The 23,483-nt window shown below is 75.9% G+C and carries 23 protein-coding genes; 13 read left to right on the top strand and 10 right to left on the bottom strand.

The genetic code is table 11. The annotated features are described in order from the left end of the window. Window positions 1–3: 3 nt before the first annotated feature. Genes ACRYM6_RS09205 through ACRYM6_RS09185 form a run of 5 tightly spaced genes read left to right on the top strand, consistent with a single transcriptional unit; the run spans window position 4 to window position 7,041 of the window. The gene (locus ACRYM6_RS09205; RefSeq protein ID WP_432542564.1) at window positions 4–1,371 is read left to right on the top strand and encodes a Stp1/IreP family PP2C-type Ser/Thr phosphatase; all 1,368 of its coding nucleotides are present in this window, start codon (window positions 4–6) and stop codon (window positions 1,369–1,371) included. Next, entirely contained in the window at window positions 1,371–2,744 is a 1,374-nt protein-coding gene (locus ACRYM6_RS09200) for an FtsW/RodA/SpoVE family cell cycle protein (RefSeq protein ID WP_432542563.1), read from the top strand. Before ACRYM6_RS09205 ends, ACRYM6_RS09200 begins: the two co-directional genes overlap by 1 nt. After that, window positions 2,741–4,204 carry a peptidoglycan D,D-transpeptidase FtsI family protein gene (locus ACRYM6_RS09195; RefSeq protein ID WP_432542562.1) on the top strand — a complete coding sequence of 488 codons (1,464 nt, stop codon included), beginning with the start codon at window positions 2,741–2,743 and terminating at the stop codon, window positions 4,202–4,204. Before ACRYM6_RS09200 ends, ACRYM6_RS09195 begins: the two co-directional genes overlap by 4 nt. A 36-nt stretch (window positions 4,205–4,240) precedes the next feature. Next, the gene (gene pknB, locus ACRYM6_RS09190) at window positions 4,241–6,223 is read left to right on the top strand and encodes a Stk1 family PASTA domain-containing Ser/Thr kinase (RefSeq protein ID WP_432542561.1); all 1,983 of its coding nucleotides are present in this window, start codon (window positions 4,241–4,243) and stop codon (window positions 6,221–6,223) included. Continuing rightward, complete coding sequence (locus tag ACRYM6_RS09185) at window positions 6,220–7,041, top strand: metallophosphoesterase (RefSeq protein ID WP_432542560.1); 822 nt, start codon at window positions 6,220–6,222, stop codon at window positions 7,039–7,041. The genes pknB and ACRYM6_RS09185 overlap by 4 nt, the downstream gene beginning before the upstream one ends. A gap of 49 nt (window positions 7,042–7,090) precedes the next feature. Here ACRYM6_RS09185 and ACRYM6_RS09180 read toward each other — a convergent pair whose 3' ends face one another. From ACRYM6_RS09180 to ACRYM6_RS09170, 3 genes are all read right to left on the bottom strand, one after another. After that, window positions 7,091–8,725 carry a methyl-accepting chemotaxis protein gene (locus ACRYM6_RS09180; RefSeq protein WP_432542559.1) on the bottom strand — a complete coding sequence of 545 codons (1,635 nt, stop codon included), beginning with the start codon at window positions 8,723–8,725 and terminating at the stop codon, window positions 7,091–7,093. A gap of 125 nt (window positions 8,726–8,850) precedes the next feature. Further along, window positions 8,851–9,642: a hypothetical protein gene (locus ACRYM6_RS09175; RefSeq protein WP_432542558.1), complete on the bottom strand. Its 792-nt coding sequence runs from the start codon at window positions 9,640–9,642 to the stop codon at window positions 8,851–8,853. Continuing rightward, a complete protein-coding gene (locus ACRYM6_RS09170) occupies window positions 9,639–10,229 on the bottom strand; it encodes a TetR/AcrR family transcriptional regulator (protein WP_432542557.1) in 591 nt (196 codons plus the stop codon). Before ACRYM6_RS09170 ends, ACRYM6_RS09175 begins: the two co-directional genes overlap by 4 nt. Before the next feature lie 55 nt (window positions 10,230–10,284). On the opposite strand from ACRYM6_RS09170, the gene ACRYM6_RS09165 reads away from it, so the two are divergent. Next, window positions 10,285–10,953, top strand: coding sequence for a GAP family protein (locus tag ACRYM6_RS09165; protein ID WP_432542556.1), 669 nt, complete (start codon window positions 10,285–10,287; stop codon window positions 10,951–10,953). Between the two features lie 79 nt (window positions 10,954–11,032). After that, window positions 11,033–11,425 carry a DUF6958 family protein gene (locus tag ACRYM6_RS09160; protein WP_432542555.1) on the top strand — a complete coding sequence of 131 codons (393 nt, stop codon included), beginning with the start codon at window positions 11,033–11,035 and terminating at the stop codon, window positions 11,423–11,425. Window positions 11,426–11,446: 21 nt separating this feature from the next. On the opposite strand, the gene ACRYM6_RS09155 is transcribed toward ACRYM6_RS09160, so the two are convergent. Continuing rightward, window positions 11,447–12,595: a YbfB/YjiJ family MFS transporter gene (locus tag ACRYM6_RS09155; protein ID WP_432542554.1), complete on the bottom strand. Its 1,149-nt coding sequence runs from the start codon at window positions 12,593–12,595 to the stop codon at window positions 11,447–11,449. 54 nt (window positions 12,596–12,649) lie between these two features. Between ACRYM6_RS09155 and ACRYM6_RS09150 the strand changes: the two genes are divergently transcribed. Both ACRYM6_RS09150 and ACRYM6_RS09145 read left to right on the top strand, forming a co-directional pair. Beyond that, window positions 12,650–13,252, top strand: coding sequence for a TetR/AcrR family transcriptional regulator (locus ACRYM6_RS09150; RefSeq protein ID WP_432542553.1), 603 nt, complete (start codon window positions 12,650–12,652; stop codon window positions 13,250–13,252). A gap of 34 nt (window positions 13,253–13,286) precedes the next feature. Next, window positions 13,287–13,772: an SRPBCC family protein gene (locus tag ACRYM6_RS09145; RefSeq protein WP_432542552.1), complete on the top strand. Its 486-nt coding sequence runs from the start codon at window positions 13,287–13,289 to the stop codon at window positions 13,770–13,772. Window positions 13,773–13,794: 22 nt separating this feature from the next. On the opposite strand, the gene ACRYM6_RS09140 is transcribed toward ACRYM6_RS09145, so the two are convergent. Next, entirely contained in the window at window positions 13,795–14,541 is a 747-nt protein-coding gene (locus ACRYM6_RS09140; protein ID WP_432542551.1) for a DUF429 domain-containing protein, read from the bottom strand. Window positions 14,542–14,707: 166 nt separating this feature from the next. Between ACRYM6_RS09140 and ACRYM6_RS09135 the strand changes: the two genes are divergently transcribed. Beyond that, window positions 14,708–15,121, top strand: coding sequence for a hypothetical protein (locus tag ACRYM6_RS09135; RefSeq protein WP_432542550.1), 414 nt, complete (start codon window positions 14,708–14,710; stop codon window positions 15,119–15,121). A gap of 2 nt (window positions 15,122–15,123) precedes the next feature. Here ACRYM6_RS09135 and ACRYM6_RS09130 read toward each other — a convergent pair whose 3' ends face one another. Further along, entirely contained in the window at window positions 15,124–15,432 is a 309-nt protein-coding gene (locus tag ACRYM6_RS09130) for a hypothetical protein (RefSeq protein WP_432542549.1), read from the bottom strand. 186 nt (window positions 15,433–15,618) lie between these two features. Between ACRYM6_RS09130 and ACRYM6_RS09125 the strand changes: the two genes are divergently transcribed. After that, window positions 15,619–16,539: a threonine/serine dehydratase gene (locus ACRYM6_RS09125; RefSeq protein ID WP_432542548.1), complete on the top strand. Its 921-nt coding sequence runs from the start codon at window positions 15,619–15,621 to the stop codon at window positions 16,537–16,539. Window positions 16,540–16,558: 19 nt separating this feature from the next. Here ACRYM6_RS09125 and ACRYM6_RS09120 read toward each other — a convergent pair whose 3' ends face one another. The 4 genes from ACRYM6_RS09120 to ACRYM6_RS09105 form a co-directional block, all read right to left on the bottom strand. Then, window positions 16,559–17,065, bottom strand: a complete 507-nt coding sequence (locus tag ACRYM6_RS09120) for a GNAT family N-acetyltransferase (RefSeq protein WP_432542547.1) — start codon at window positions 17,063–17,065, stop codon at window positions 16,559–16,561. 37 nt (window positions 17,066–17,102) lie between these two features. Continuing rightward, window positions 17,103–18,158 carry an excalibur calcium-binding domain-containing protein gene (locus ACRYM6_RS09115; RefSeq protein WP_432542546.1) on the bottom strand — a complete coding sequence of 352 codons (1,056 nt, stop codon included), beginning with the start codon at window positions 18,156–18,158 and terminating at the stop codon, window positions 17,103–17,105. 89 nt (window positions 18,159–18,247) lie between these two features. After that, window positions 18,248–19,498, bottom strand: a complete 1,251-nt coding sequence (locus tag ACRYM6_RS09110; protein ID WP_432542545.1) for a glycosyltransferase — start codon at window positions 19,496–19,498, stop codon at window positions 18,248–18,250. A gap of 66 nt (window positions 19,499–19,564) precedes the next feature. Beyond that, window positions 19,565–20,260, bottom strand: a complete 696-nt coding sequence (locus ACRYM6_RS09105; RefSeq protein WP_432542544.1) for a FadR/GntR family transcriptional regulator — start codon at window positions 20,258–20,260, stop codon at window positions 19,565–19,567. Between the two features lie 119 nt (window positions 20,261–20,379). On the opposite strand from ACRYM6_RS09105, the gene ACRYM6_RS09100 reads away from it, so the two are divergent. Next, window positions 20,380–21,822, top strand: a complete 1,443-nt coding sequence (locus tag ACRYM6_RS09100) for an aspartate ammonia-lyase (protein WP_432542543.1) — start codon at window positions 20,380–20,382, stop codon at window positions 21,820–21,822. After that, entirely contained in the window at window positions 21,819–23,267 is a 1,449-nt protein-coding gene (locus tag ACRYM6_RS09095; RefSeq protein WP_432542542.1) for an amino acid permease, read from the top strand. The genes ACRYM6_RS09100 and ACRYM6_RS09095 overlap by 4 nt, the downstream gene beginning before the upstream one ends. The last annotated feature ends 216 nt before the right edge of the window (window positions 23,268–23,483 follow it).

Here is a 23,483-nt window from a genome sequence, read left to right as displayed (position 1 = left end):
CCCGTGGCCATCGCGCTGAACTTCGCCGCGCGCTCGGACGTCGGGCTGGGCCGGACCACCAACCAGGACTCCGGCTACGCCGGGCCGCACCTGCTCGTCGTGGCCGACGGCATGGGCGGGCACGCCGGCGGTGACGTCGCCAGCTCCCTGGCGGTGGGCGAGATGTCCGTCCTGGACGGGGAGTCGCACGGCAGCGACGACGCCGCCCAGCACCTGCACGACGCGATCGAGGCCGCGAACGAGCAGCTGCGCCGCCGCGTGGAGACCGAACCGGACCTGAGCGGCATGGGCACGACCGTCACCGCGATCCTGCGGGCCGGGTCCCGGCTGGTGCTGGCCCACATCGGCGACTCCCGCGGCTACCTGCTGCGCGACGGGCGGCTGACGCAGCTCACGAAGGACCACAGCTACGTCCAGTCCCTCATCGACGAGGGCCGGATCAGCCCCGAGGAGGCCGAGCGGCACCCGCAGCGGTCGGTGATCATGCGGGTGCTGACGGGGCGCGGCGACGACGAGGCGGACGTGTCGGTCCGCGAGGCGCGGCCCGGCGACCGGTACCTGCTGTGCAGCGACGGGCTGTCCGGCGTCGTCAGCCACGACACCCTGGCCGAGACCCTCGCCGCGGGCGCCGACCCCGACACGACCTGCCAGCGGCTCGTCGAGCTCGCGCTGCGCGGCGGCGGCCCCGACAACATCACCTGCCTGGTCGCCGACGTGGTGGAGCTGGACGCCGGGCACGCCCCCTCGACGACGCCGCAGGTCGTGGGCGCGGCCGCGTTCCACCGCCCGCGCCGGTCCTCGGCCGCCGGGACGCCCGCGGCCCGGGCCGCCGCGCTGCGCGCCGCGCAGGACGAGTCCGGCGACGACGCGGAGGACGACCATGAGGGTGGCCGCCCGCCCCTGACCCCGCGCGAGCGCCGCCGCCGGCGGGTGCGCTGGATCGCCGGCCCGCTGCTGCTGGTGGTGCTCCTGGCCGCCGGCGGCTTCGGGGTGTGGCGCTGGAGCCAGCAGCAGTACTTCGTGGGCGACGACGACGGGACGGTCGCGATCTACCGGGGGCTGTCGCAGGACATCGGGCCGCTGCGCACGTCGCAGGTGCTGGAGAGCACCGGCATCGCGGTCGCGGACCTGTCGACGACGTGGGCGAACCGCGTCCGCGCACGGGTCACCTCCAGCAGCCTGGCCGACGCGCGCGAGCTCGTGGGCAACCTGGAGGAGAACGCGGCCGCCTGCCGGGCGGCCGTCGCGGCGAGCACGCCCACCGCCGCCCCGACGGCGGGCCCGACGACCGGCCCGGCCACCGGCTCCCCCACGAGCACCCCCACCACCACCGAGAGCGTCACGCCCCAGGACTGCGGAGGGGTCGGCTGATGGCCACCGTGCTGCCCGTGTACCCCACGACCCGGCGCAACGTCGAGCTGCTGCTCGTCGTCGCGGCCGTGGCCATCGCGGGCGGGGCGTGGGCCGTCGTCGGCCTCACCGTCGACGGCGCGCTGCCGCCGAACCTGTTCGCGTACGCCGGCGGCCTGGGGGGCCTGGCGATCGCGCTGCACCTGCTGCTGCGGTGGCGGGCCCGGCACGCCGACCCGCTGCTGCTGCCGGTGGCGACCCTGCTCAACGGCATCGGCCTGGTGATGATCCACCGGCTCGACACCGCCCTCGACACGTCCTCGGCGTCCCGGCAGTTCCTCTGGTCCGCGCTGGGGATCGTCGCGGCCGGGGTCGTCCTGGCGTTCGTGCGCGACCACCGCATCCTGCGCCGGTACACGTGGACGGCGGCCGTCGCCGGTCTGGTCCTGCTGCTGCTGCCGATGGTCCCGGGCCTGGGCCGCACCGTGAACGGGGCCCGCATCTGGATCGGCCTGGCCGGTTTCACCTTCCAGCCCGGGGAGCTGGCGAAGATCTGCCTGGCGGTGTTCTTCGCCGGGTACCTGGTCGTGCACCGCGACGCGCTGAGCCTGACCGGGCGCAAGGTGCTGTTCCTGCAGCTGCCCCGCGCCCGCGACCTCGGGCCGATCCTGCTGGCCTGGGTCGCCAGCATCGGGATCCTCGTCCTGCAGCGCGACCTCGGGACGTCGCTGCTGTTCTTCGGGCTGTTCGTCGCGGTGCTGTACGTCTCGACCGAGCGGGTCTCCTGGATCGTGCTGGGGCTGCTGATGTTCTCGGCCGCGGCGGTGTTCGCGGCGACGACGATGAGCCACGTCCAGGCCCGCGTCGACATCTGGCTGCACCCCTTCACGACGGAGAACCGCACCGGGTCCAGCTTCCAGCTCGTCCAGGGCCTGTACGGCATGGCCAACGGCGGGCTGACCGGCACCGGCCTCGGCGAGGGCCGCCCGCAGACGGTGCCGTACGCGAACTCCGACTTCATCTACGCCTCCCTGGGCGAGGAGCTCGGCCTGGCCGGGCTGTTCGCCGTGCTGGTCCTGTACGTCGTGCTGGTGGAGCGGGGGCTGCGGACGGCCATCGGCGTCCGCGACGGCTTCGGCAAGCTGCTCGCCGCCGGGCTCGCGTTCTCGGTGACGCTGCAGGTGTTCGTGGTCGTCGGCGGCGTGACGCGGGTCATCCCGCTGACGGGGCTGACGATGCCGTTCCTGGCCGCGGGCGGGTCGTCCCTGGTGTCGAACTGGATCGTCGTGGCGCTCCTGCTGCGCGTGTCGGACCTGGCGCGCCGTCCCGCCGCGGAGGTCCGCAACGGCCCCGGCGACGACACCGGCGTGACGCAGGCGGTGAGGACGGTATGAACCGCCCGCTGCGCCGGCTGTCCCTGGTGGTGGCGTTCCTGTTCTTCGCGCTGTTCGCCTCCACGACGTGGATCCAGTTCATCACCGCGGGGAAGCTGAACGCGATGCCGGGCAACTCCCGGCAGCTGTACGCCGAGTTCGGCCGCGAGCGCGGCGCGATCCTCGTCCAGGGCGGCGCGGCGATCGCGGCGAGCACCCCCGTCGACGACGCCTACCAGTACCAGCGCTCCTACCCCGCCGGGCAGCTGTACGCGCCCGTGACGGGGTTCTACTCCCTGCGGTACGGGACGTCGGGCATCGAGCGCGCCGAGAACGACGTGCTGTCCGGCTCGGCGGACGAGCTGTTCTACCGGAACCTGTCGAGCCTGCTGACCGGGGAGAAGCCCAAGGGCGCCGACGTGACGCTGACGCTGGAGCCGAAGGTGCAGCAGGCGGCGTGGGACGCGCTCGACGGCCGCAAGGGCGCCGTGGTCGCGCTCGACGCGCGGACCGGGGACGTGCTGGCGATGGTGTCCAGCCCCGGCTACGACCCGAACTCCCTGGCCAGCCACGACGGCGCCGCGCAGGAGCAGGCGTGGACGGCGCTGAACGCCGACGAGGACGACCCGCTGATCAACCGGGCCACCTCGACGCTGTACCCGCCGGGGTCGACGTTCAAGCTGGTGACGGCGGCCGCGGCGCTGGAGAGCGGCGACTACACCGCCGACACGCTGGTCGCCGGGCCGCAGGAGCTGGCGCTGCCGCAGACGAGCAACACCCTGAAGAACGACGAGGGCACGGCCTGCGGGCCGAACGACCAGGTGTCCCTCGCGGACGCGCTGAAGATCTCCTGCAACACCGCGTTCGGGGACCTGGGCCTGAAGCTCGGCGCGGACGCCCTCGGGGAGCAGGCCGCGAAGTTCGGCTTCGGGCAGTCGCTGACGATCCCGACCACGGTCGCGACGAGCAGCTTCCCCACCGGCGACGACGTCGCCGGGCCGCTGCTGGCGTACTCCGGCATCGGGCAGGGCAACGACCTCGCGACCCCGCTGCAGGTCGCGATGATCTCCGCGGCCATCGCCAACGACGGCGTCGTCATGAAGCCGAACCTGGTGGCCGAGGTCCGCGAGGCCGGTGACTCCGGCAGCGTCGTGGAGCGGTCGTCGCCGTCGGAGCTGGGGCGCGCGGTCAGCTCGGAGAACGCGCGGACGCTGCAGCAGATGATGGAGCTGGTCGTGGACAGCGGCACCGGGACCCGCGCGAAGATCGACGGGGTCCGGGTCGGCGGCAAGACCGGCACCGCGCAGCACGGCGCGGGCCTGCCCCCGTACGCCTGGTTCACGTCGTTCGCCGACGACGGGGACGAGCAGGTCGCGGTGGCCGTGGTGATCGAGGACGGCGGCTCGACCGAGAGCGCGTACGGCGGGCGGCTGTCCGCACCCGTCGCCAAGACGGTGATGGAGGCGGCCCTCGATGGGTGAGCGCAAGGACCAGGCACGCGGGGAACGGGGAGAGCAGTGACGGACACGACGACTGGCCACGGGCTGCCGGCGCCGCGCGTGCTCGGCGGCCGGTACGAGGTCGGGAGCCTGCTCGGGCGCGGCGGCATGGCCGAGGTGCACGTGGCCCGCGACACCCGGCTGGGACGGACCGTCGCGGTGAAGCTGCTGCGCTCGGACCTGGCGCGCGACCCCTCCTTCCAGGCCCGGTTCCGGCGCGAGGCGCAGGCCGCGGCGGGGCTGAACCACCCCTCGATCGTGGCGGTGTACGACACCGGCGCCGAGCAGCTCACCGAGCACGGCGGCGGCCGCGTCGAGCTGCCGTGGATCGTCATGGAGTACGTGGAGGGCCGGACGCTGCGCGACATGCTGCGCACCGACCACCCGCTGGCGATCACCGACGCGCTCGCCTACACCGAGGGCGTCCTGGGCGCGCTGGAGTACTCGCACCGGATGGGCATCGTCCACCGCGACATCAAGCCCGCGAACGTGATGATCACCCCGGCGGGCGAGGTGAAGGTCATGGACTTCGGCATCGCCCGGGCCGTGAGCGACTCCTCCGCGACGCTGACCCAGACGTCGGCGGTCATGGGCACCGCGCAGTACCTGTCCCCCGAGCAGGCCCGCGGGGAGCAGGTCGACTCCCGCAGCGACCTGTACTCCACCGGCTGCCTGCTGTACGAGATCCTCACCGGCCGCCCCCCGTTCACCGGTGACGCGCCCGTCGCGGTCGCCTACCAGCACGTCTCGGAGCAGCCGCGGCCGCCGTCTGCGCTGGCCCCGCAGATCCCGCCGGCCGTGGACCGCGTGGTGCTGATGGCGCTGTCGAAGGACCGCGAGAACCGGTACCAGAGCGCCGCCGACTTCGCCGACGACCTGCGCCGCGCCGTGGAGGGCCGCCCGCTGCGCGGGGCGAGCTTCCCGAACGACCCCGCCGCGCAGCAGGCGACGCAGCGGTTCGCCGCCACGGCCGCCGCGACGACCGTCACCCCGCCGGTGCCGGCGAGCCCGCCCACCGGGACGCTGCCGCGCGTCGGGGACGCCCCCGACCCGGAGGAGGAGCGCCGCCGGCGCTGGCCGTGGGTGCTGCTGGTCGTCCTGCTGGCCCTCGGCATCGGGGGCGTCGGGTACGCGCTGCTGAACCAGGGCGACGGCGGGGGGACCCCCGTCCAGACGTCGACGACCCCCGCGACCGTGCCGGTGCCCGACGTCGTGGGCAAGGACGGGGACAGCGCGCGCGCCGACCTGGAGGAGGCCGGCCTGGTGGCGAACGTCACCGAGGAGGCCAGCGACGACGTCGACCCGGGCGACGTGGTCCGCACCGACCCCGGGGTCGGGCAGCCGGTCGCCGTCGGCGGCACCGTGAACGTCGTCGTGTCCTCGGGCCCGAACGCGGTGCAGGTGCCGGACGTGAAGGGCCAGACCCAGGAGGAGGCCCGGGCCGCGCTCGTGGCCGCGGGCCTGCAGGCCGGGAACGTGACGACCGTCGACGACGCGTCGGTGGGCAAGGGCGAGGTCGTCTCGACCGACCCCGCGATCGGCAGCTCCCAGCCGAAGGGGACGTCGATCGGGCTGAACGTCGCCAGCGGGCAGGTCACGGTGCCGGACGTCGTCACCAAGACCGAGGACGAGGCGAAGGCGGAACTGCGCGCCCTCGGGTTCCAGAGCATCAACACCGAGACCACCGACGTCAGCGACGCCACCCCGGGCACCGTCGTGGACCAGGACCTGCAGGCGCAGACCCGCGTCCCCGTCGGCACCGAGATCACCCTCACGGTCGCGGCCGAACCGGAACCGACGCAGACGCCGACGCAGACGGCCACGGCGACGGACTCCCCGACGTCGACCCCGACGGACTCGCCCACGGACGGCGCGGCGGCCGGGAGCGCCGCGGCCACCGGGAACCCCGCGGCCGCCGGGAACGCCGCGCGCGCCGGGGACCAGAAGGCCGAGAAGAAGAACGAGAAGGACGACGAGGAGAAGGAGGGGGAGGAGGGGTGACGCGCATCCTGCACCTGTCCGACACGCACCTGATGGCGGCCGGCGGCCTGCACGGCGGGTTCGTCGACACCACCGCCGCCCTCGGGCACGTCCTGGAGTCGCTGCACCGCATCGGGCCCCTCGACGCCGTGGTGGTCTCCGGTGACGTCTCCGAGGACGGGACCGTCGCCTCCTACGAGACGGCCCGCGCGCTGGTCGGGGAGTTCGCGCGCGCCCACGGGGCGGTGCCCGTCTTCGCGATGGGCAACCACGACACCCCCGCGGAGTTCACCGAGGTCCTGGGCCCGGTCCGGTCGGTGCACGACGTCGACGGGTTCCGGCTGGTCGTGCTGGACTCCTCGGTGCCCGGCCGCGGGTACGGCCTCCTGGGCGCCGAGCAGCTGGACTGGCTGCGGTCGGTGCTCGCCACCGCGGCCCCGAAGGGGTCCGCGGTCGTCGTGCACCACTCCCCCGTGCCGGCGCCGACGGTCCTGCACGACGGGCTGAAGCTGCAGGACCCCGCGGACCTGCTCGCCGCCCTCGACGGCACCGACGTGCGGGTCGTGCTGTCGGGGCACTACCACCACGCCGCCGCGCAGACCTACCCGTCCGGCCTGACGGCGCTGGTGGCCCCCGCGGTGGCGAACCGCAGCGACCCGTTCGCCGCCCCCGGCCGCGAGCGCATCCTGCGCGGGCACGGGGCGCTGCTCGTCGAGGTCGACGACGTGGTGCGGTCCCGGGTGCTGTCGATCCCGTCGCCGGGCGACGGCGAGGAGCTGTTCGAGCTCGACGAGGAGACGGTCGCGCGGATCGTCGCCGAGTCCGGCGTCCCGGGCTGAGGCCCACCGCGGGGGACGGGGTCACCGTCCCCCGCGGGACGCGACGGGCTCAGACGCGGAAGACGGTGACCAGCTCCTTCAGCTGCTGCGCCGTGCCGGCGACGTCGTGGGCGGCCCGGGCGGTGTCGCCGGCGCTGGTCGTGGCGTCCGCGGCGGTCGACGCCATGCCCGACACGCTGGCGGCGATCTCCTGCGAGCCGGTCGACACCTCGGTGACGTTGCGGACCATCTCCGCCGTCGTCGCCGACTGCTCCTCCACCGCCGCGGCGATCGTGGCCTGCAGGCCGTCGATCCGGGCGATGACCTCACCGATGTCGGCGATGGCGGCGGCGGCGGCCACCGCGTCGGCCTGCGTCGCGCCCACCCGGCCGGTGATGTCCTCCGTGGCGCGGGCGGTCTGCTGCGCCAGCTCCTTCACCTCGCCGGCGACGACGGCGAAGCCCTTGCCCATCTCCCCCGCGCGGGCGGCCTCGATGGTCGCGTTCAGGGCCAGCAGGTTCGTCTGCTCGGCGATGGAGGTGATGAGCTTCACCACGTCACCGATCTCCCGCGACGACGCCGACAACCGGTCCAGCGTCGCCGACGCCTCCTGCGCGGAGGCCACCGCCGCGGCGGCCACCGAGGACGCCTCCGCGGTGGAGGTCGCGATCTCGCGGATCGCGGCGCTCATCTCGTCCCCGGCCGCCGCGACGGTGCCGATGTTCGCCGAGATCTCCTCGGTGGCCGCCGAGACGACCTGCGACTGGTCCGCGGACCGCTCGGCCCCGGCGGAGAGCTGGGACGACACGTGGGTCAGCCCGTCGGCGGAGGCCGCCAGCTGCCCCGCGCTGGCGGTGATCTGGGCCAGCGTCGCGCGGAAGCGGTCGGTGGAGTGGTCCAGCGCCTGCGCCATGGCCCCGATCTCGTCGCGGCTGGACAGGCCCACGGTCGCCCGGAGGTCGCCGTCGGCGACCCGGGCGAGGACGTCGGTGACCCGACCCAGCGGGGCGACGATGCTGCGGCGGACCACCAGCGCGGCCGCCACGGCCACCACGAGGCTCACCACCAGCAGGCCCAGCACGAGCGTCTGACCCCGCTGCACCGTGGCGGCGAAGTCCTGCCCCGCGGCCAGCGCGGCGCTCGCCCGCTCCGTCTCCTCCGCGAGCAGCGCCTCGAACTCCTTGCGGGCGTCGCGGTTGGGCCCGAACGACGCCGCCACGGCCGCGTCCCGGTCGGTGGCGGCGAGGGCGTACTCCGCGCTCAGGGCCTCGAACCAGGCGTGGACGTCGGCCTGGACGGCGTCGACGGTCGCGCGCTCGGCGTCGGTCCGCGCCGCGGCGCGGGCGTCGGCCATCGCGGCGGTGAAGCTCTCCTCGCGACCCAGGCTCTCGTCGACGAACTCCCGGTCGCCGGTGATGAAGAACCCGCGCTCGTCGGTGGCGGCGGACTTGGCGGCCAGCGCCGCCTGCTGCAGCCCGGTGATGTAGGGGACGGCGCGCCCGACCTCGTCCTGGCGCTGGGTCTGCAGGTTCTCCACCACCGACCAGCTGACCAGCCCGACGAGCAGCGCCGCGAGGGCCACCAGGACCGTCGCGCCCAGCACGCGGGTCCCGACCCGGCGGTTGGCGAGCCAGCCCCCCGCGCCGCGCCCCCGGGCGTCCGCCCGGCCTGCTCCGCGGTCCTGCCGCTGCTGCCCCGTGTCCACTTCGCCGCCTCCTGCGCGCCGACCGGTTCAGCGCTCCACCAGTTCTTCGGCAGCGACACCTGTCGGAGGAGCCCGGCGGCGGGGACTTCACCCGACGTTCACCTCGGGGCGCCCGGGCGAGCCGGCTACCGGGCGCCGAGCACCTCCGCGGCCCCCCGGGCCCGGTGGGTGCGACGGGCCGTGACCACCCAGGCGCCGGCCACCGCCGCGAGACCGGTCAGCGCCACCGCGGACGACCCGGCGGCACCGGCGGCGGAGGTGGAGAGCGCCACCCCGCACAGGGCCCAGGCGCTGGCCGCTGCGGCGGCCGACCGCGCGGCGAGGGTGCGCGCGACGACGGTGACGAGCAGCACGGCCGTGACCACCGCGCCGGCCAGCAGACCGGTCAGCGTCGGGCCGGAGGGGCGGTCCAGGACCGTGGCGGTGTTGATCCAGACCGCGGCGGCGGACCACCCGGCGTAGACGCCGAGGACCGCCTCCGGCAGCGCGCCGCCGCTCGCGGTGGTGGCAACCCCGGCCGGCGGCGCGCGGTGCAGCGCCACACCGAGGCAGACCAGCACGACGGCGAAGACCGGGACGGTGGCCACCGGTGCGGTCGCCGCGGCCCACAGCCACGCGACGAACCCGACCTGGGCCAGGCTCAGCGGCAGGTGCAGCCGGCGGTAGCCGGCCGTGCCGGCCCGGTGCCGCGGGAACCCGCGCACCGCGACCGCCAGGCACCCCAGCAGCACCACCGCCCACACCGCGAAGAAGGGGCCGGGCGGGACGACGACGGGGTCCTCGGCGTCGCCCTGGTCGAAGCCCGCGAGGGCGGGGCCGGCGAGCTGGGCCAGTGCGGTCACCAGGAGCACCCAGCGCCCGGCCCGGGGGTCCAGCCGGCCGGGGCGCCGCGGCCGGCGCCGGTCGAGGGGCCTCACGGGGTCCGCCGCAGCGCCGCGGTGATCGTCGCGGCCAGGTGACGCTGCGCCGCGCCGGAGGTCAGCCGGCCCAGGCGCACGCTGTCGGCGGCGCCGACCAGCAACCACGTCAGCATCGTCAGCACCCACTCCGGGTCGACCTCCACCCGGAAGTCCCCGCTCTCCTGACCGCGCCGCACCAGCCGGCGCAGGGTCTCCTCGGTCGCCGCGGTGCGGGCGAGCAGGTCGGCCTCGACGTGCTCCTGCAGCGGCTGCAACCCGAGCAGGCCCACCACCGCGGCCAGGCGCCCCAGCGCCTCGACCACCCGTTCCAGCGCCTGCGCGGGGGTCCCCTCCCCGGGCGAGGCCTCCTCCACCGCGCGCACGAAGGCCTCCGCCGCGGCCCGGCACAGCTCGGCCACCAGCGCGGCCCGGGACGGGAACCGGCGGAACAGGGTCGCCCGGCTGACCCCGGCGGCCGCGGCCAGCTCCTGCATCGACGCCGCCGGGGCGAGCGCCAGGTGCCGGGCGGCGGCGACGGCGACGGGATCGCCGAAGACCTCGACCGCGACATCGGGTGCGGGGTTCCGGTGCGAGGAGGTGACCACACCCACACCCTACTCATCTGAGACTTTTCCGTCTCACACCGGTTACTTTCATCTCATGCTGACTGCCGGTCTCCTCGCGGCGATCGCCGGGCTCGCCGCCCTGGACTCCCTCAACCCCGCCACCCTCGCCGGCGTCACGCTGATCCTGCTGGCGCCGCTGCGCCGGCCCGGGAGCACCGCCCTGGCCTACGTCGCGGGCGCCTACCTCGTCGTCGTCGCCGCCGGCGCGGGCCTGTTCCTCGGCGGCGCGGCGCTGGGCGACACCGTCGCCGGGGCCGCCGGCTGGGTCCGTCGCGGCGCGCTCCTGCTCGCCGCGCTCGTCCTGGCGGTCAGCGCCGTCCGCCGCCTGCGGACCCGCACCCGCGCCGCGGTCGTCCTGCCCCCGTGGTTCGGGCCCTGGACGGCCGCCCCCCTCGGGGTGCTGGTCACCGGGGCGGACCTGCCCAACGCCTTCCCCTACCTCGTCGCGGTCGAACGCCTCACCGCCGCCGACGTCCCCGCCGGCACCGGCCTGCTCGTGCTCGCCGGCTACGGCCTCGTCTACTGCCTGCCCTGCCTGCTGCTGCTCGTCGCCGGGCTCACCTGGCGCCACCGCACGACCGGACCCCTGCGACGGGCGTACGACCGCCTGGGCGGGGAGCGCGTCCAGCCCCGTTCCGTCCCCGCGGCCCTCGGCCTGCTGCTGCTGGCCGCCGCGGTGGTGGCCCTGGCCGTCATGCTGTGACGCGCCGGGACCGGGGAGCGACCCCCGGCCCCCCCGACGACTCGACCGAGACCTGACCGAGACCTGGAGGACGGCACCCGTGGCGCGACGACGAACCGACGGCGGCTGGGAGGTCCCGGCCTCCGCCTGGGCCACCGACGAGCAGGACCGCTCCCGGGGACGGGTGCGGGTGCTCAACGGGTCCCTCGAAGGCGGCATGGAGGACTGGACCCTGCCCCTGGAGCAGTGGGAACTGGTCCGCGACGTCATCCTCGACGTCGTCGACGACGCCGACCCGGACCGCGGGGCGCTGCTGAAGACCGTCGTCGCCACGGCCCAGGACCGCCTCGGCGGCCACCCCGCCTTCCCCGGCGGCCGCCTCACGAACTTCACCCGCTACGTGAAGGTCGACCTCGAGGCTCGGCGCCTGCTCGAGGTCGTCCCGGGCAGCTCACCCCAGCGGGTCCGACGCCCGACGGGACGTGGCCGCTGAGGGCACCGCGGTCCCCGCACCTCACGGCCGGGCAGCCGCTCCCGCCGCGCTGACGGCGCGCCGGGGCAGGACGGCGGCGGCGGCCACGAGGAGCGCGGCGCAGACCAGGAAGGCGGCGACGGGTCCGGTGCTGCCGGCGAGGGCGCCGGTGGCGGCCGAGCCCACCGCCTGACCGGCGGTCAGGGAGACGAACAGGGTGGCGGTGGTGGCGCCGGCGGTGTGCGGGCGCAGCTCACCGGCCCAGGCGATGAGGACCCCGCTGAGCGCGGTGTAGGCGCCGCCGAAGAGGGCGGCGGCCGCCCCGGCGACCGCGACGTGCGCGGCGGCCAGCGCGAGCACCGCGGTCCCGGCCGCGGACAGGAGCACGGTCAGGGCCCACGCCCGGCGCAGCCCGAGGACGCGCACGACGTCGCCGCTGAGGGCGCCGAGGACCGCGGCGACCCCGAGCAGCACCCACAGCGTCGCGGTGGTCCGCTCCGGCAGCCCGCCGGTGCCGGCGAGCAGGTCGCGCCCGAAGGTCCACACGGCCGCGCTGCCCGCGCCGGCCAGCGCGGCGGCGAGGACCGGGGGCAGCAGCGCCGTCCACGGGTCGCGGGGGGCGCCGGTGCGGACGCCGGGACGGTCGCCGGGGGCCGGGCGCGGCCAGCGGGTGCGCCGGTCGACCCGGGCGGCCACGAGGAGGACCGCCACGGCGGCCAGGACCCACACCGGGCGCCACGCCGAGGGGGCCAGCAGGGTCGCGACCCCGACGGCGGCGACCCCGAGGCCCGTGCCGGCGTTCACCGCGGCCTGGGCGCGGGGCGCCGAGCGCTCCGGCACGGTGGCGGCGACGGCGACGACGAGGGCCGGTGAGGCGGCCCCGGCCGCGCTGCCGGCGACCAGCACCCCCAGGGCCAGCACCGCCGCGGACCCGGAGACCGCGACCACCAGGGCACCGGTCGCGCCCAGCGCGGCCGCCAGCCGCAGGACCACCCGGCCGCCGCGGCGCACGACGAGGCCGCGGGCGGCGAGCGCGGTGGCGCAGTAGGCGAGGAAGCTGCCGGAGGCGATGAGGCCCGCCGTCGAGGCGGACAGGGAGAACTCGGCCGTCAGCCGGGGCAGCTGCAGGCCGTACCCGAAGCGCACCACCCCGTAGGTCAGGGCGATGAACCCGGCTCCGGCGACGACCACCCCGCGCCCTGACTGTAACGATCGCTTCACCATAGTGGTCGTTACAGTAGCCGCGTGGACAGCCGAGGCGCGAGAGCACCCGCCAGGACGCGCCTGCTGGACGCCGCCGAGGAGCTCTTCTACGAGCACGGGATCGCCGCCACCGGCGTCGACGCCGTCCTGCGCCGCGCGCAGGTCGCCCCCGCGACCCTCTACGCCCACTTCCCCGGCAAGGACCACCTCGTGGCCGCCTACCTCCAGCGCCGCCACGAACGGTGGCGGCTCACCTGGGACGCGGCCCTCGAACGCGCCGGCGCCGACCCCCGCGCCCGGCTCCTGTCGGTCTTCGACGCCCTCGAGGACCTGCAGCGCGTCCAGGACGCCGGCCGGGGCTGCGCCTTCCTCGCCGCCGCGGTCGAGGTCGTGGACCCGCAGCACCCCGCGCACCCCTGGCTGCTCGCCGACACCGGGCTCCTCACCGGGCGCCTGCGGTCCCTGGCCGCCGACGCCGGCGCCCACGACCCCGGCGCGCTGGCCGCCGAACTGCTCCTGCTCTACGACGGCGACCTCGCCGCCCGCACCCGCCGCTCCCTCCCCGCCCCCGGCGTCGCGGCGCCACCGGTGCGCGACCTCGCCGCCGCGGCCGTCGACCGGCACCTCACCGCACCCGGTCCCTGAGCGCGGCATCTCTGCGACCGGCACCCTGGTGCTCGTGCTGATCGAGGTGGTGACCGACGTCGCCGCCGAGCCCTCCACGGTCTTCGACCTGGAGCTGGACGTCGACGTCCACACCGCCTCCCTGGCCGGCAGCGGCGAGCGCGCCACCACCAGCAGCGGCCGCCGTCGCCTGGGGCTCGGTGACGAGGTGACCTTCCACGCCCGCCACCTCGGCCTGCCCTGGCGGATGACCAGCCGCGTCACCGCCCACGACCGACCGCACCGCTTCGTCGACGAGCAGACCCGCGGCCCCTTCGCCGCCCTGCACCACGAGCACCTGTTCGAGGCCCGCCGCGTCCCGACGGGGCCCGGCGGTGCGGTGGTCACCCGGATGACCGACCGCCTGAGCGTCGTCGCCCCCGCCGGCCCGCTGGGGGCGGTCGTCACGCGGCTGGTGCTGGGGCCGTACCTGCGACGGCTGCTGGAGCGGCGCGCGGCGCACGTGAAGCAGGTCGCCGAGACCACCGGCGAGCGGGGCTGAGCGGCGCCGTCGACGGGCCGCCTCAGTCCTCCACCAGGGTCGACAGCGGGCCCTCCGGCAGCAGGATCCACCCCTCCCGCCGGGCGCGCTCGACGTCCTCCTCCGGCGGTGGGGCGCAGCGCCCGAGCGCGGCGGCGCGCGCGGTCAGGGCCGCGACGACGGCGTCCAGCGCGTCGTCGGAGGCCTCGCACAGCCGGACGTGCCCGCCGAGGTCCAGCCACGGCACCTGCTCGCGCAGCGCGGCGACCAGCGCCTGCCGCGCCGCGCGGTGACCCTCGCCCTTGTACTGCCGGTGCGCCAGGCCCCACCGCCGCAGGGAGGCCGCCGGGTACACCTCGGCGACGACCCCGGCCCCCGAGCGGTCCACGGGCGCCCCGGCGGCGGCGAGGGCTCCGAGGACGAGCGCCGCCCGGATCGCGGTGAGCCCGATGCGGTCGGTGGCGACGCTCAGGGGCGAGTACCCGGCGCGGCGCACGACCCGGTCGGTCTCCCGGTACGCCAGGCGGCGGCGCAGCTCGTCGCCGCTCTCGGCGGTGGGCAGCTCGACGCGGCCGGCGGCGTGCGCGGTGGTGAAGGCGATGAAGTCGTCCGGCCACCCCAGCGGGCAGTCGATGCCGACCTTGTCGGCCGTCGTGGCCGCCTCGACGACGTCGCGGTCGGTGACGCCCAGCTGCAGGTGCGCGAGCCGGGCCGCGCCGGGCCGCCACTCGACGACGGCCAGGCCCGTCCTGGCCGGCTGGGTCGCGAGGTCGACACCCGCAGTGATCACCGCGTCAGGCTAGGACCGCCCCGGCGCGCCCGCGGGGCCGGCACCGGCCGACCGGGAGGTCGCCGCCGGGGCGCCGCGGTCCGCACAGGCGCCCGGTGGCGCGTCCGGTCCCCCGCGCTGTGGACGGCAGGCGGGGCCGGCCGGTGCGGCCGCGGACGCTGGGCGCATGTCGATCCCGCACCGCACGTCGCTGCCGCCCGTCCGCACCCCCGAGCAGCTCGCCGACCGGTGGCGGCTGCTGGCCGCCGACGAGGAGGTGGTGCCCCGCACGGACCTGTGGGTGCAGCTCTTCGACGCCGACGGCCACCAGCAGGCGTCGCTGGTGATCGTCGAGGACGTGCCGGAGCGTCCCGCGGGCCCGTTCGCCGCGAACCTCGCCGGGGTCCTGGCCGAGCTCCTCGCCGAGCAGACCTCCGGGGTGGGGTCGGTGGCGTTCGCGCTGTCACCGCCGGGGCCGCGCCCGGTGGGGGCCTCGGACCTGGAGTGGGCGCAGGCCCTGGTGGGGGCGTGCGCGGCCGGGGGCGTCGGCGTCCTCGGCGTCCACGTCGTGGCGGGCCCCCGGGTCGAGCGGGTGCTGTGAGATCAGCCGACGGGGGCCGGCGGCGCGGTCTGCGGCCGGGGCTGCTGGCGCGGGTTGGGCCGGCGCACGGCCTCCTGCAGGGTGATCCCGCTGATCGCCTCGCACAGCTCCGGCAGGGACTCCAGGACGTCCTCGGCGATCTCCAGGGGCACGGCCTGCGGGGACAGGATCGTCACGGTGACCTTGCCGCGGCTGCTCGGGCCCTGGGACACGAAGCAGCCCGGGACGCGTTCGGAGATCCCGGAGATGAACCCGTTGAGGTCCCGGACGCCGATGGGCCTCGTCGTCTCGATGGCCAGGACTGTCTTCATGTCGCTCCTCCGCACGTCGGGGGCCGGTCGGTGGCCTCCGAGACCCGCACTCGCTTCTCGTCCCCCCGACCTTCGGCAGCGATCACGCGCGGCAACACCTCGCGCGGTGCAGATGTCCCTGAACGGCCTACCGGTGATCCCGGGGGGTGGTCCGGACGGGCCCGCGGGGCCCGGCAGGATCGGCGGGTGGACACCATCACCCCCGCCGACATCGCCGCCGCCGCCGACCGCACCGCCGGGCGGGTGCGGCGCACCCCCGTGCTCCGGGTCGGCCCGGACCTGTGGCTGAAGCTGGAGTTCCTCCAGCACACCGGGACCTTCAAGGCGCGCGGGGCCTTCAACCGGCAACTGGTGGCCCGCGAGCGCGGTGAGCTCGACGCGACCCGGGGCGTGGTCGCGGCCTCGGGCGGCAACGCGGGCCTGGCGCACGCGTTCGCGGCGGCGGAGCTGGGGGTGCCGGCGACGGTGTTCGTCCCGGAGTCCGCGCCCGCGGTGAAGGTCCGCAAGCTGCGGGGCCTGGGCGCCGACGTGCGGCAGGTGGGGTCGGAGTACGTCCGCGCCTACGAGGCGGCGGTGGCGTTCGCGCAGGATCGGGGGGCGGTGTTCTGCCACGCCTACGACCAGCCGGAGGTGGCGGCCGGGGCGGGCACGCTGGCGGTGGAGCTGCTGGAGGACGTGCCGGACGTCGACACGGTGCTGGTCGCCGTCGGCGGGGGCGGGCTGTTCGCGGGGGTGGCGGCGGCGCTGGAGGGGTCGGCGCGGGTGGTGGCCGTCGAACCGGTGGGGGCTCCCACGCTGCACGACGCCCTCGCCGCGGGGGAACCGGTGGACGTGGCGGTGTCCGGGGTGGCGGCCGACTCCCTGGGGGCGCGGCGCATCGGGTCGATCGGGTTCGACGTGGCCCGCCGCACCCGCCCGGTGAGCCTGCTCGTGGGCGACGAGCAGATCGCGGCGGCGCGGCGGGACCTGTGGTCGCGGTTCCGGGTCGTCGCCGAGCACGGGGCGGCGGCCGCGTGGGCGGGTCTGGAGGCGTACCGGCCCGCTGCGGGGGAACGGGTCGCGGTGGTGGTGTGCGGGGCGAACACGGACCCGTCGGACCTGCACTGAGCGGAGGCACCACCCGGCGTCACACGGGGCGGCGCATCGCGACGCGCGGCCAGGCGTCCAGCCCGAGGTCGCGCTCGTGGCGGCGCACGGCGCGCAGCCCGGGCCCGGCCTCGTCGTCCGGGACGACGGTGAACCCGAGCCGGGCGTAGTACGGCGCGTTCCACGGCACCTCGGCGAACGTGGTGAGCGTCACCGCGTCCAGGCCGTGGTCGGCGGCCCAGCCGGTGGCGGTGCCGAGGAGCCGCCGGCCCAGGCCGCGGCGTGCGTGGGCGGGGTGGACCGACACCTGCTCGACGTGGGCGGCGCCGTCGACGACGTCGAGCAGCAGGTAGGCGACCGGCACGTCGTCCGCGTCGCCGGTGACGACCCACGCCCGGCCGGCGGCGCAGTAGGCGCGCAGGGTCGCCAGCGTCGGCGGGTCGTCGTCGGCGATCGCCGCCATCCCGACGTCGCGGAAGGCGACGCCCGCGGCGCGCTCGACGTCCTGCAGGCGCGGCAGGTCGCGGTCCTCGGCGGGTCGGATCACCGGCCCACCGTGGCACGCGCGGGTTCCAGCAGGGGCCTCAGCGGGGGTCGGACTCGCAGCCCACGCCGTCGTCGTCGCGGTCCAGGGCGGTCCGGTACCCGGGTTCCCCGCGGCGGATCGGACGGCCGATGGTGTTCCACACGTCGGTGCAGTTCGCGTAGTACGCACCGCTCGGCGGCGGCGGCGGCGGGGGCGCGGGGGTGGCAGCGATCGGCTGGTTCACCCGCGCCCCGGTCGCCGCGGACCACTCGACGTACCCGCCCTGGAAGTCGACCCGCCGCCCGCCGGGGATCGCGTGCTCGTCGCTCGTGGGGTACCCCAGGGACCCGCGTTCCCAGCCGGTGGAGCCGTAGGCGTCGAGGAACGCCCCGCACAGCGCGTGCGCGCCGGTGGTCGGCGACCAGTACGCGGTGCCGCCCTGGAACCGCTGGTACACACCGGACGCGGTGCTGGGCTGTTCCTGCGTGGCGGGGTAGCCGAGGCAGCCGCCCTCCCAGCCGAGGCGGCCGTACAGGTCGAGGAAGGCGCCGGAGACGGTGTGCGCGCCGGTGGCCGGCGACCAGTAGGCGGTGCCGCCCTGGAACCGCTGGAGCACCCCGCCGCGCAGGGGGACCTCCTGGGAGGTGGGGTAGCCGAGGAACCCGCGTTCGTACCCGAGGGAGCCGTACCGGCCGTGGAAGGCGCCGGAGACGGAGTGGGCGCCGGTCGGCGGGGACCAGTAGAGGGTTCCGCCCTGGTAGTTCTGGTAGACGCCGCCGGCGGCGCTGGGGTCCTCCCCCGAGACGGGGTAGCCGAGGAACCCGTTCTCCCAGCCGGTGCGGGACCACAGGTCCTGGAACGAGCCCGACACGTCCCAGGCGCCGGTGGCGGGGCTGGCGTAGACGGCGCCGCGCTGGAAGGTGGCGAAGCTGCCGGTGCGGGTGGGCTGCTCGCAGGCGGTGACCGCGCCGAGCCTGCCGGTGGCGCCGCCGAGCTGGTCGTACCGGGCCTGCACGGGGCGCTGCAGGCAGTCGGCGGCCGACGCGGCCCCCGCCGTCGCGACCGAACCCCCGGCCAGCAGGGCCAGCACCGCCACGACCGCACGTCCGCGCACGAGCAACCTCCTCACCGAGAACGCCGTGCCGACGCACAGCCACCGCTCGGGAGCGTAGGGCGACGGTGGGTTCCCGCGGGGCGGAACGCTCAGGTTCCCCGGACGAGCCGGTCGACGGTGTCCAGACCACCGGCGGTCCCGATCTCGGCCCGCAACCGCCCGGCCGCGCGGGCGAAGCCGGGTTCGGTGAGGACCCGTCCCACCGCGTCGGACAGCCGCTGCGGGCGGGGCCGGTCGGTGCGCAGGTCGATCCCCGCGCCGGACCAGGCGACCCGCGCGCCGACCTCGGCCTTGTCCTCGGTCCGTCCCGAGACCACCAGCGGGATCCCGTGCGCCAGCGCGAGGTTCACCGTGCCGTAGCCGCCGTTGGTCACGAGGACGTCGACGCGCGGCAGGAACCGCCCGTAGTCGAGGAAGGTGCTGACCCGGGCGTTGGCGGGGACGGGCCCGACGTCCTCGACGGGCCGGCCGCCGGTGCTGACGACGACGAGGACGGGACGGTCGGCCAGCGCCCGCAGGGTCGGCACGACCAGCCGGTGCAGGTCGGTGTTCGCGACGGTGCCCTGGGTGACGTGCACGACGGGCCGGCCGGCGTCGAGGTCGGCCCACCACGGCGGTTCGGGCAGCCCCGGCGGCGGCACCGGCAGGGGCCCGGCGAAGTGGATCGGCACCCGCAGCCCGGGGCGGGGGTACTCCAGACCCGGTGGGCACAGCTGCACCACGGCGTCGGTGCGCAGCGGCAGGTCGAACAGGGACACCTCCGGCGGGGTCCCGGTGAGCCGCTGGAACTCCCGGGCGAGGGTCCGTTCGGGGCGGGCGAACAGCAGCCGGTCGACCACGGCCGACAGGGCGGCGTTGCGGGCCCGGGCGAGGGGTCCCCGCGCGGGGGCCAGCCCCAGCCCGTAGGGGGCGGTCCCGCCGCCGCGCACGGGCAGCGGGCTGATGCCGAGCAGGACGACGCGGGGGCGGTGCGCCGACGCCAGCAGCGGGTAGGTCCCCATGAACAGCAGCTCGGTGACGACGACGTCGGCGGGTTCGGCCGCCAGGGCCCGCCGCACGGCCGCGAACTGCGGGGCGGTGCGCCGCACGAAGACCTGCTCCAGCGCGACCCCCACCCCGCGGGGGCCGCCGGGGATCGGGCGTTCGAGCTGGTCGGGCAGGACGAACGCGTCGTCGGGCAGTTCCACGAACCGCACCCCGGCCCGTTCGACCTGCTCGCGGAACCCGCCGCCGGTGAGCACCCGGACGCGGTGCCCCCGCTCGGCCAGTCCGACGGCGACGGCGAGGACGGGGCCGAGGTGACCGGGCACGGGCAGGCTGGTGAGCAGCACGGACGCCACGCACCGAGGCTCCCCGCACCGGCGGGGGCGGTCAAGACCGGGTCCGGGGTCCGGTCCGCCGGCGGGTCAGGGGGTGCGGTCGGTGAGGGCGCGCAGGGCGACGCCGACGGCGTCGAGGTGGGCGCGCATGGCGTCGGCCGCGGCGTCGTAGTCGCGGGTGGCGATGGCCTCGACGATCGCGGCGTGCTCCTCGTCGGAGCGGTCGCGCCGGTCGGGCAGCAGGTTCAGGGCCTGCGACTGCGCGGTGGAGGCCTCCCGGACCGCGGCGAGCACGGACTCCAGGACGCGGTTGCGGGAGGCCTGCGCGATGAGCCCGTGCAGGCGCCCGTCGAGCCCGGCCCACTCCTGCGGGTCCGGTTCCCCGACCATGGCCTCGATCAGCGCGCGCAGCTCGGCCAGCTCGGAGGCGGTGTGGCGGACGGCGGCCCAGCCGGCGGCGGGCACCTCCACGAGGGGGCGGGCCTCCAGCAGCTCGGACGCGGCGAAGCTGCCGAAGACGGGGTCCTGCTCGACCCGGTCGCGGACCACGAAGGACCCCAGGCCGGTGCGGGGCTCGGTGAGGCCGAGGGCGTGGCAGGAGCGCAGGGCCTCGCGCACGACGGAGCGGGAGACGCCGTGGCGCTCGGCGAGCGCCGCCTCGGACGGCAGCCGGGTGCCGACGGGCAGTTCGCCGTCGAGGATCGCGTCGCGCAGGTCGGCGAACACGGCTTCGGCCGCGCCCACCCTCGCGACGGCGGGGGGACGGTCGGCCCAGGCGCTCACGGGCCGATCGTCTCACCGTCCCGTCGGGCCCGGGGTACTTGACGGGGCCGCGGCGGCTCCCCCATCCTGCCGGAACCTGTCAGACAGCCGGACAGGTTCAGCGAAAGGGACCCGACGCCGTGACCCGCTCCGCCCCTGCCCCGATCGACCCCCCGACGACCCGTCCCGAGCACGACCTGCTCGGGACCCGGGACGTCCCCGCCGACGCGTACTGGGGCATCCACACCCTGCGCGCGGTCGAGAACTTCCCCGTCACCGGCCGCGTGATCGGCCAGGACCCGCACCTCGTGCGCGCCCTGGCCGACGTGAAGCGGGCCGCCACCGTCGCCAACGCCGAGCTCGGCGTCCTGGACGCCGAGCGCGCCGACGCGATCGTGCGGGCCTGCCGCGAGATCGCCGACGGCGCCCTGCACGAGCAGTTCGTCGTCGACGTCGTCCAGGGCGGCGCCGGGACCTCGACGAACATGAACGCCAACGAGGTCATCGCCAACCGCGCCCTGGAGCTCCTCGGCCGGCAGCGCGGGGACTACGCGTTCCTGCACCCGAACACCCACGTGAACGCCTCGCAGTCCACCAACGACGTCTACCCGACGGCCGTGAACATCGCGACGCGCCGCTGGATCGACGCGCTCGTCGTCGAGCTGGAACGGCTGCGCGACGCGTTCGCCGCGAAGGCCGCCGAGTTCCGCGACGTCGTGAAGATGGGCCGCACCCAGCTGCAGGACGCCGTGCCCATGACGCTGGGCCAGGAGTTCGCGACGTACGCCGTGATGCTCACCGAGGACATCGCCCGGCTGCGGGAGTCCGCGGACCTGCTGCTGGAGGTGAACCTCGGCGCGACCGCCGTGGGGACCGGCCTGAACGCCCCCCTCGGGTACGCCGACCGCGCGGTGGCCGAACTGGCCGCCCTCACCGGGTACGACCTCGTGAGCTCCCCCGACCTGGTCGAGGCCACCCAGGACGTCGGCCAGTTCGTGCACCTGTCCGGGGTGCTCAAGCGGGTCGCGGTGAAGCTGTCGAAGGTCTGCAACGACCTGCGGCTGCTGTCCTCCGGTCCCCGGGCCGGGCTCGGGGAGATCACGCTGCCCGCGGTGCAGGCCGGGTCCTCGATCATGCCGGGGAAGGTGAACCCCGTCATCCCCGAGGTCGTCAACCAGGTGGCGTTCCAGATCGTCGGCAACGACGTGACGATCTCGATGGCGGCCGAGGCCGGGCAGCTGCAGCTCAACGCCTTCGAGCCGGTCATCGCCCAGCGCCTGTCCGAGGGCACCCGCAACCTCACCCGCGCCGTCGCGGTCCTCACCGACCGGTGCGTCGTGGGCATCACCACCGACGCGGCGCTGCTGCGCGCCCGCGTCGAGAACTCCATCGGCCTGGCGACCGCGCTGAACCCGCGCCTGGGGTACGAGGCCGCCACCCGCATCGCCACCGAGGCCGCGCTCACCGGGGCGTCCGTGAAGGACCTCGTGCTGGCGTCCGGTCTGCTCGCCGCCGACGAGCTCGACGAACTGCTCCGTCCCGAGAACCTCACCTCGCGAACCTCCCAGGAGTCCCCCCGATGACGACCCAGGTTCCCCCGAACCCCGCCGGCACCACGACCGCACCGCCGGAATCGCTGTACCGCAAGGAATTGCGGCCCCGGCAGATCCAGATGATCGCCATCGGCGGCGCCATCGGCACCGGCCTGTTCATGGGCGCCGGCGGGCGGCTGGCCGGGGCCGGTCCCGCCCTCGTCGGCGTCTACGCCGTCTGCGGCTTCTTCGGTTTCCTCATCCTGCGCGCGCTCGGCGAGCTCGTCGTGCACCGCCCCACGTCGGGGTCGTTCGTCTCCTACGCCCGGGAGTTCTTCGGCGAGCGCACCGCGTTCGTCGCGGGCTGGCTGTACTGGCTGAACTGGGCCACCACGGCCGTCGTCGACGTCACCGCCGTCGCCCTCTACATGAACTTCTTCGGCCGCTACTGGGCGCCGATCGCCGCCGTCGACCAGTGGGTGTGGGCGCTGGCCGCGATCGTCGTGGTCCTCGCGCTGAACCTGCTGTCGGTGAAGGTGTTCGGTGAGCTGGAGTTCTGGTTCGCGCTGCTCAAGGTGCTGACCCTGGCCGCGTTCCTCGTAGTCGGCACGTGCTTCGTGGTGCTCGGTGAGCCGGTCGACGGCCAGCGCCCCGGGTTCGGGCTCATCGAGGCCAACGGCGGCTGGCTGCCCAACGGCCTGCTCCCGGCCGTCGTCGTCGTCCAGGGCGTCGTGTTCGCCTACGCCTCCATCGAGCTCGTCGGCACCACCGCCGGTGAGGTCGACGAACCGCAGAAGGTCATCCCCCGCGCCATCAACACCGTCATCGTCCGCATCGTCGTGTTCTACGTCGGGTCGGTGCTGCTGCTGGCGATGCTGCTGCCGTTCGACGCCTACGAGAAGGGCGTCAGCCCGTTCGTGACGTTCTTCTCCCACGTGGGGGTCGAGGGCGTCGACGCGTTCGTGAACCTCGTCGTCCTCACCGCCGCGCTGTCCTCGCTGAACGCGGGCCTGTACTCCACCGGCCGCATCCTGCACTCCATGGCGCACACCGGCTCGGCCCCCGCCTTCGCCGGCCGGGTGAACCGCAACGGCGTCCCCTACGGCGGGATCGCCCTCACCGTCGCCGTCGCGCTGCTCGGGGTCGTCCTCAACGCGTTCGTCCCGGCCGACGCGTTCGAGATCGTCCTGAACATCGCCGCCATCGGCATCGTCAGCGCCTGGGGCGTCATCGTCCTGTGCCAGCTGCGGCTGTGGTCGTGGGCGAAGGCCGGGCGGATCCCGCGGCCGGCGTTCCGGATGCCGTTCGCGCCGTGGAGCGGGTACGCGACCCTGGTGTTCCTCGCCGCCGTCCTCGTCCTCATGGCGTTCGACGCGCCCGTGGGGACCTGGACCATCGCCTCCCTCGTCGTCGTCGCGCCGCTGCTGGCCCTCGGGTGGCGCGCCGCGAAGCCGCGTGTGGAAGCGTTGGCCGCCCGGAACCACCCGCAGGACTGAGGAGAACCGTGACGACCCCGTTGATCGTGGTGGTGACCACCGGCGGCACGATCGCCAGCACCGTGGACGCCGACGGGGTCAGCAGCCCGACCCTCGGCGGGGGGGGGGGGGGGGGGGGGGCGGGGGGGGGGGGGCGGGGGGGGGGGGGGGGGGGGGGGGGGGGGGGGGGGGGGGGGGGGGGGGGGGGGGGGGGGGGGGGGGGGGGGGGGGGGGGGG

Source organism: Kineococcus rugosus (assembly GCF_050871975.1).
GTDB lineage: Bacteria > Actinomycetota > Actinomycetes > Actinomycetales > Kineococcaceae > Kineococcus.
This window is presented reverse-complemented; position numbering and strand designations above follow the sequence as displayed.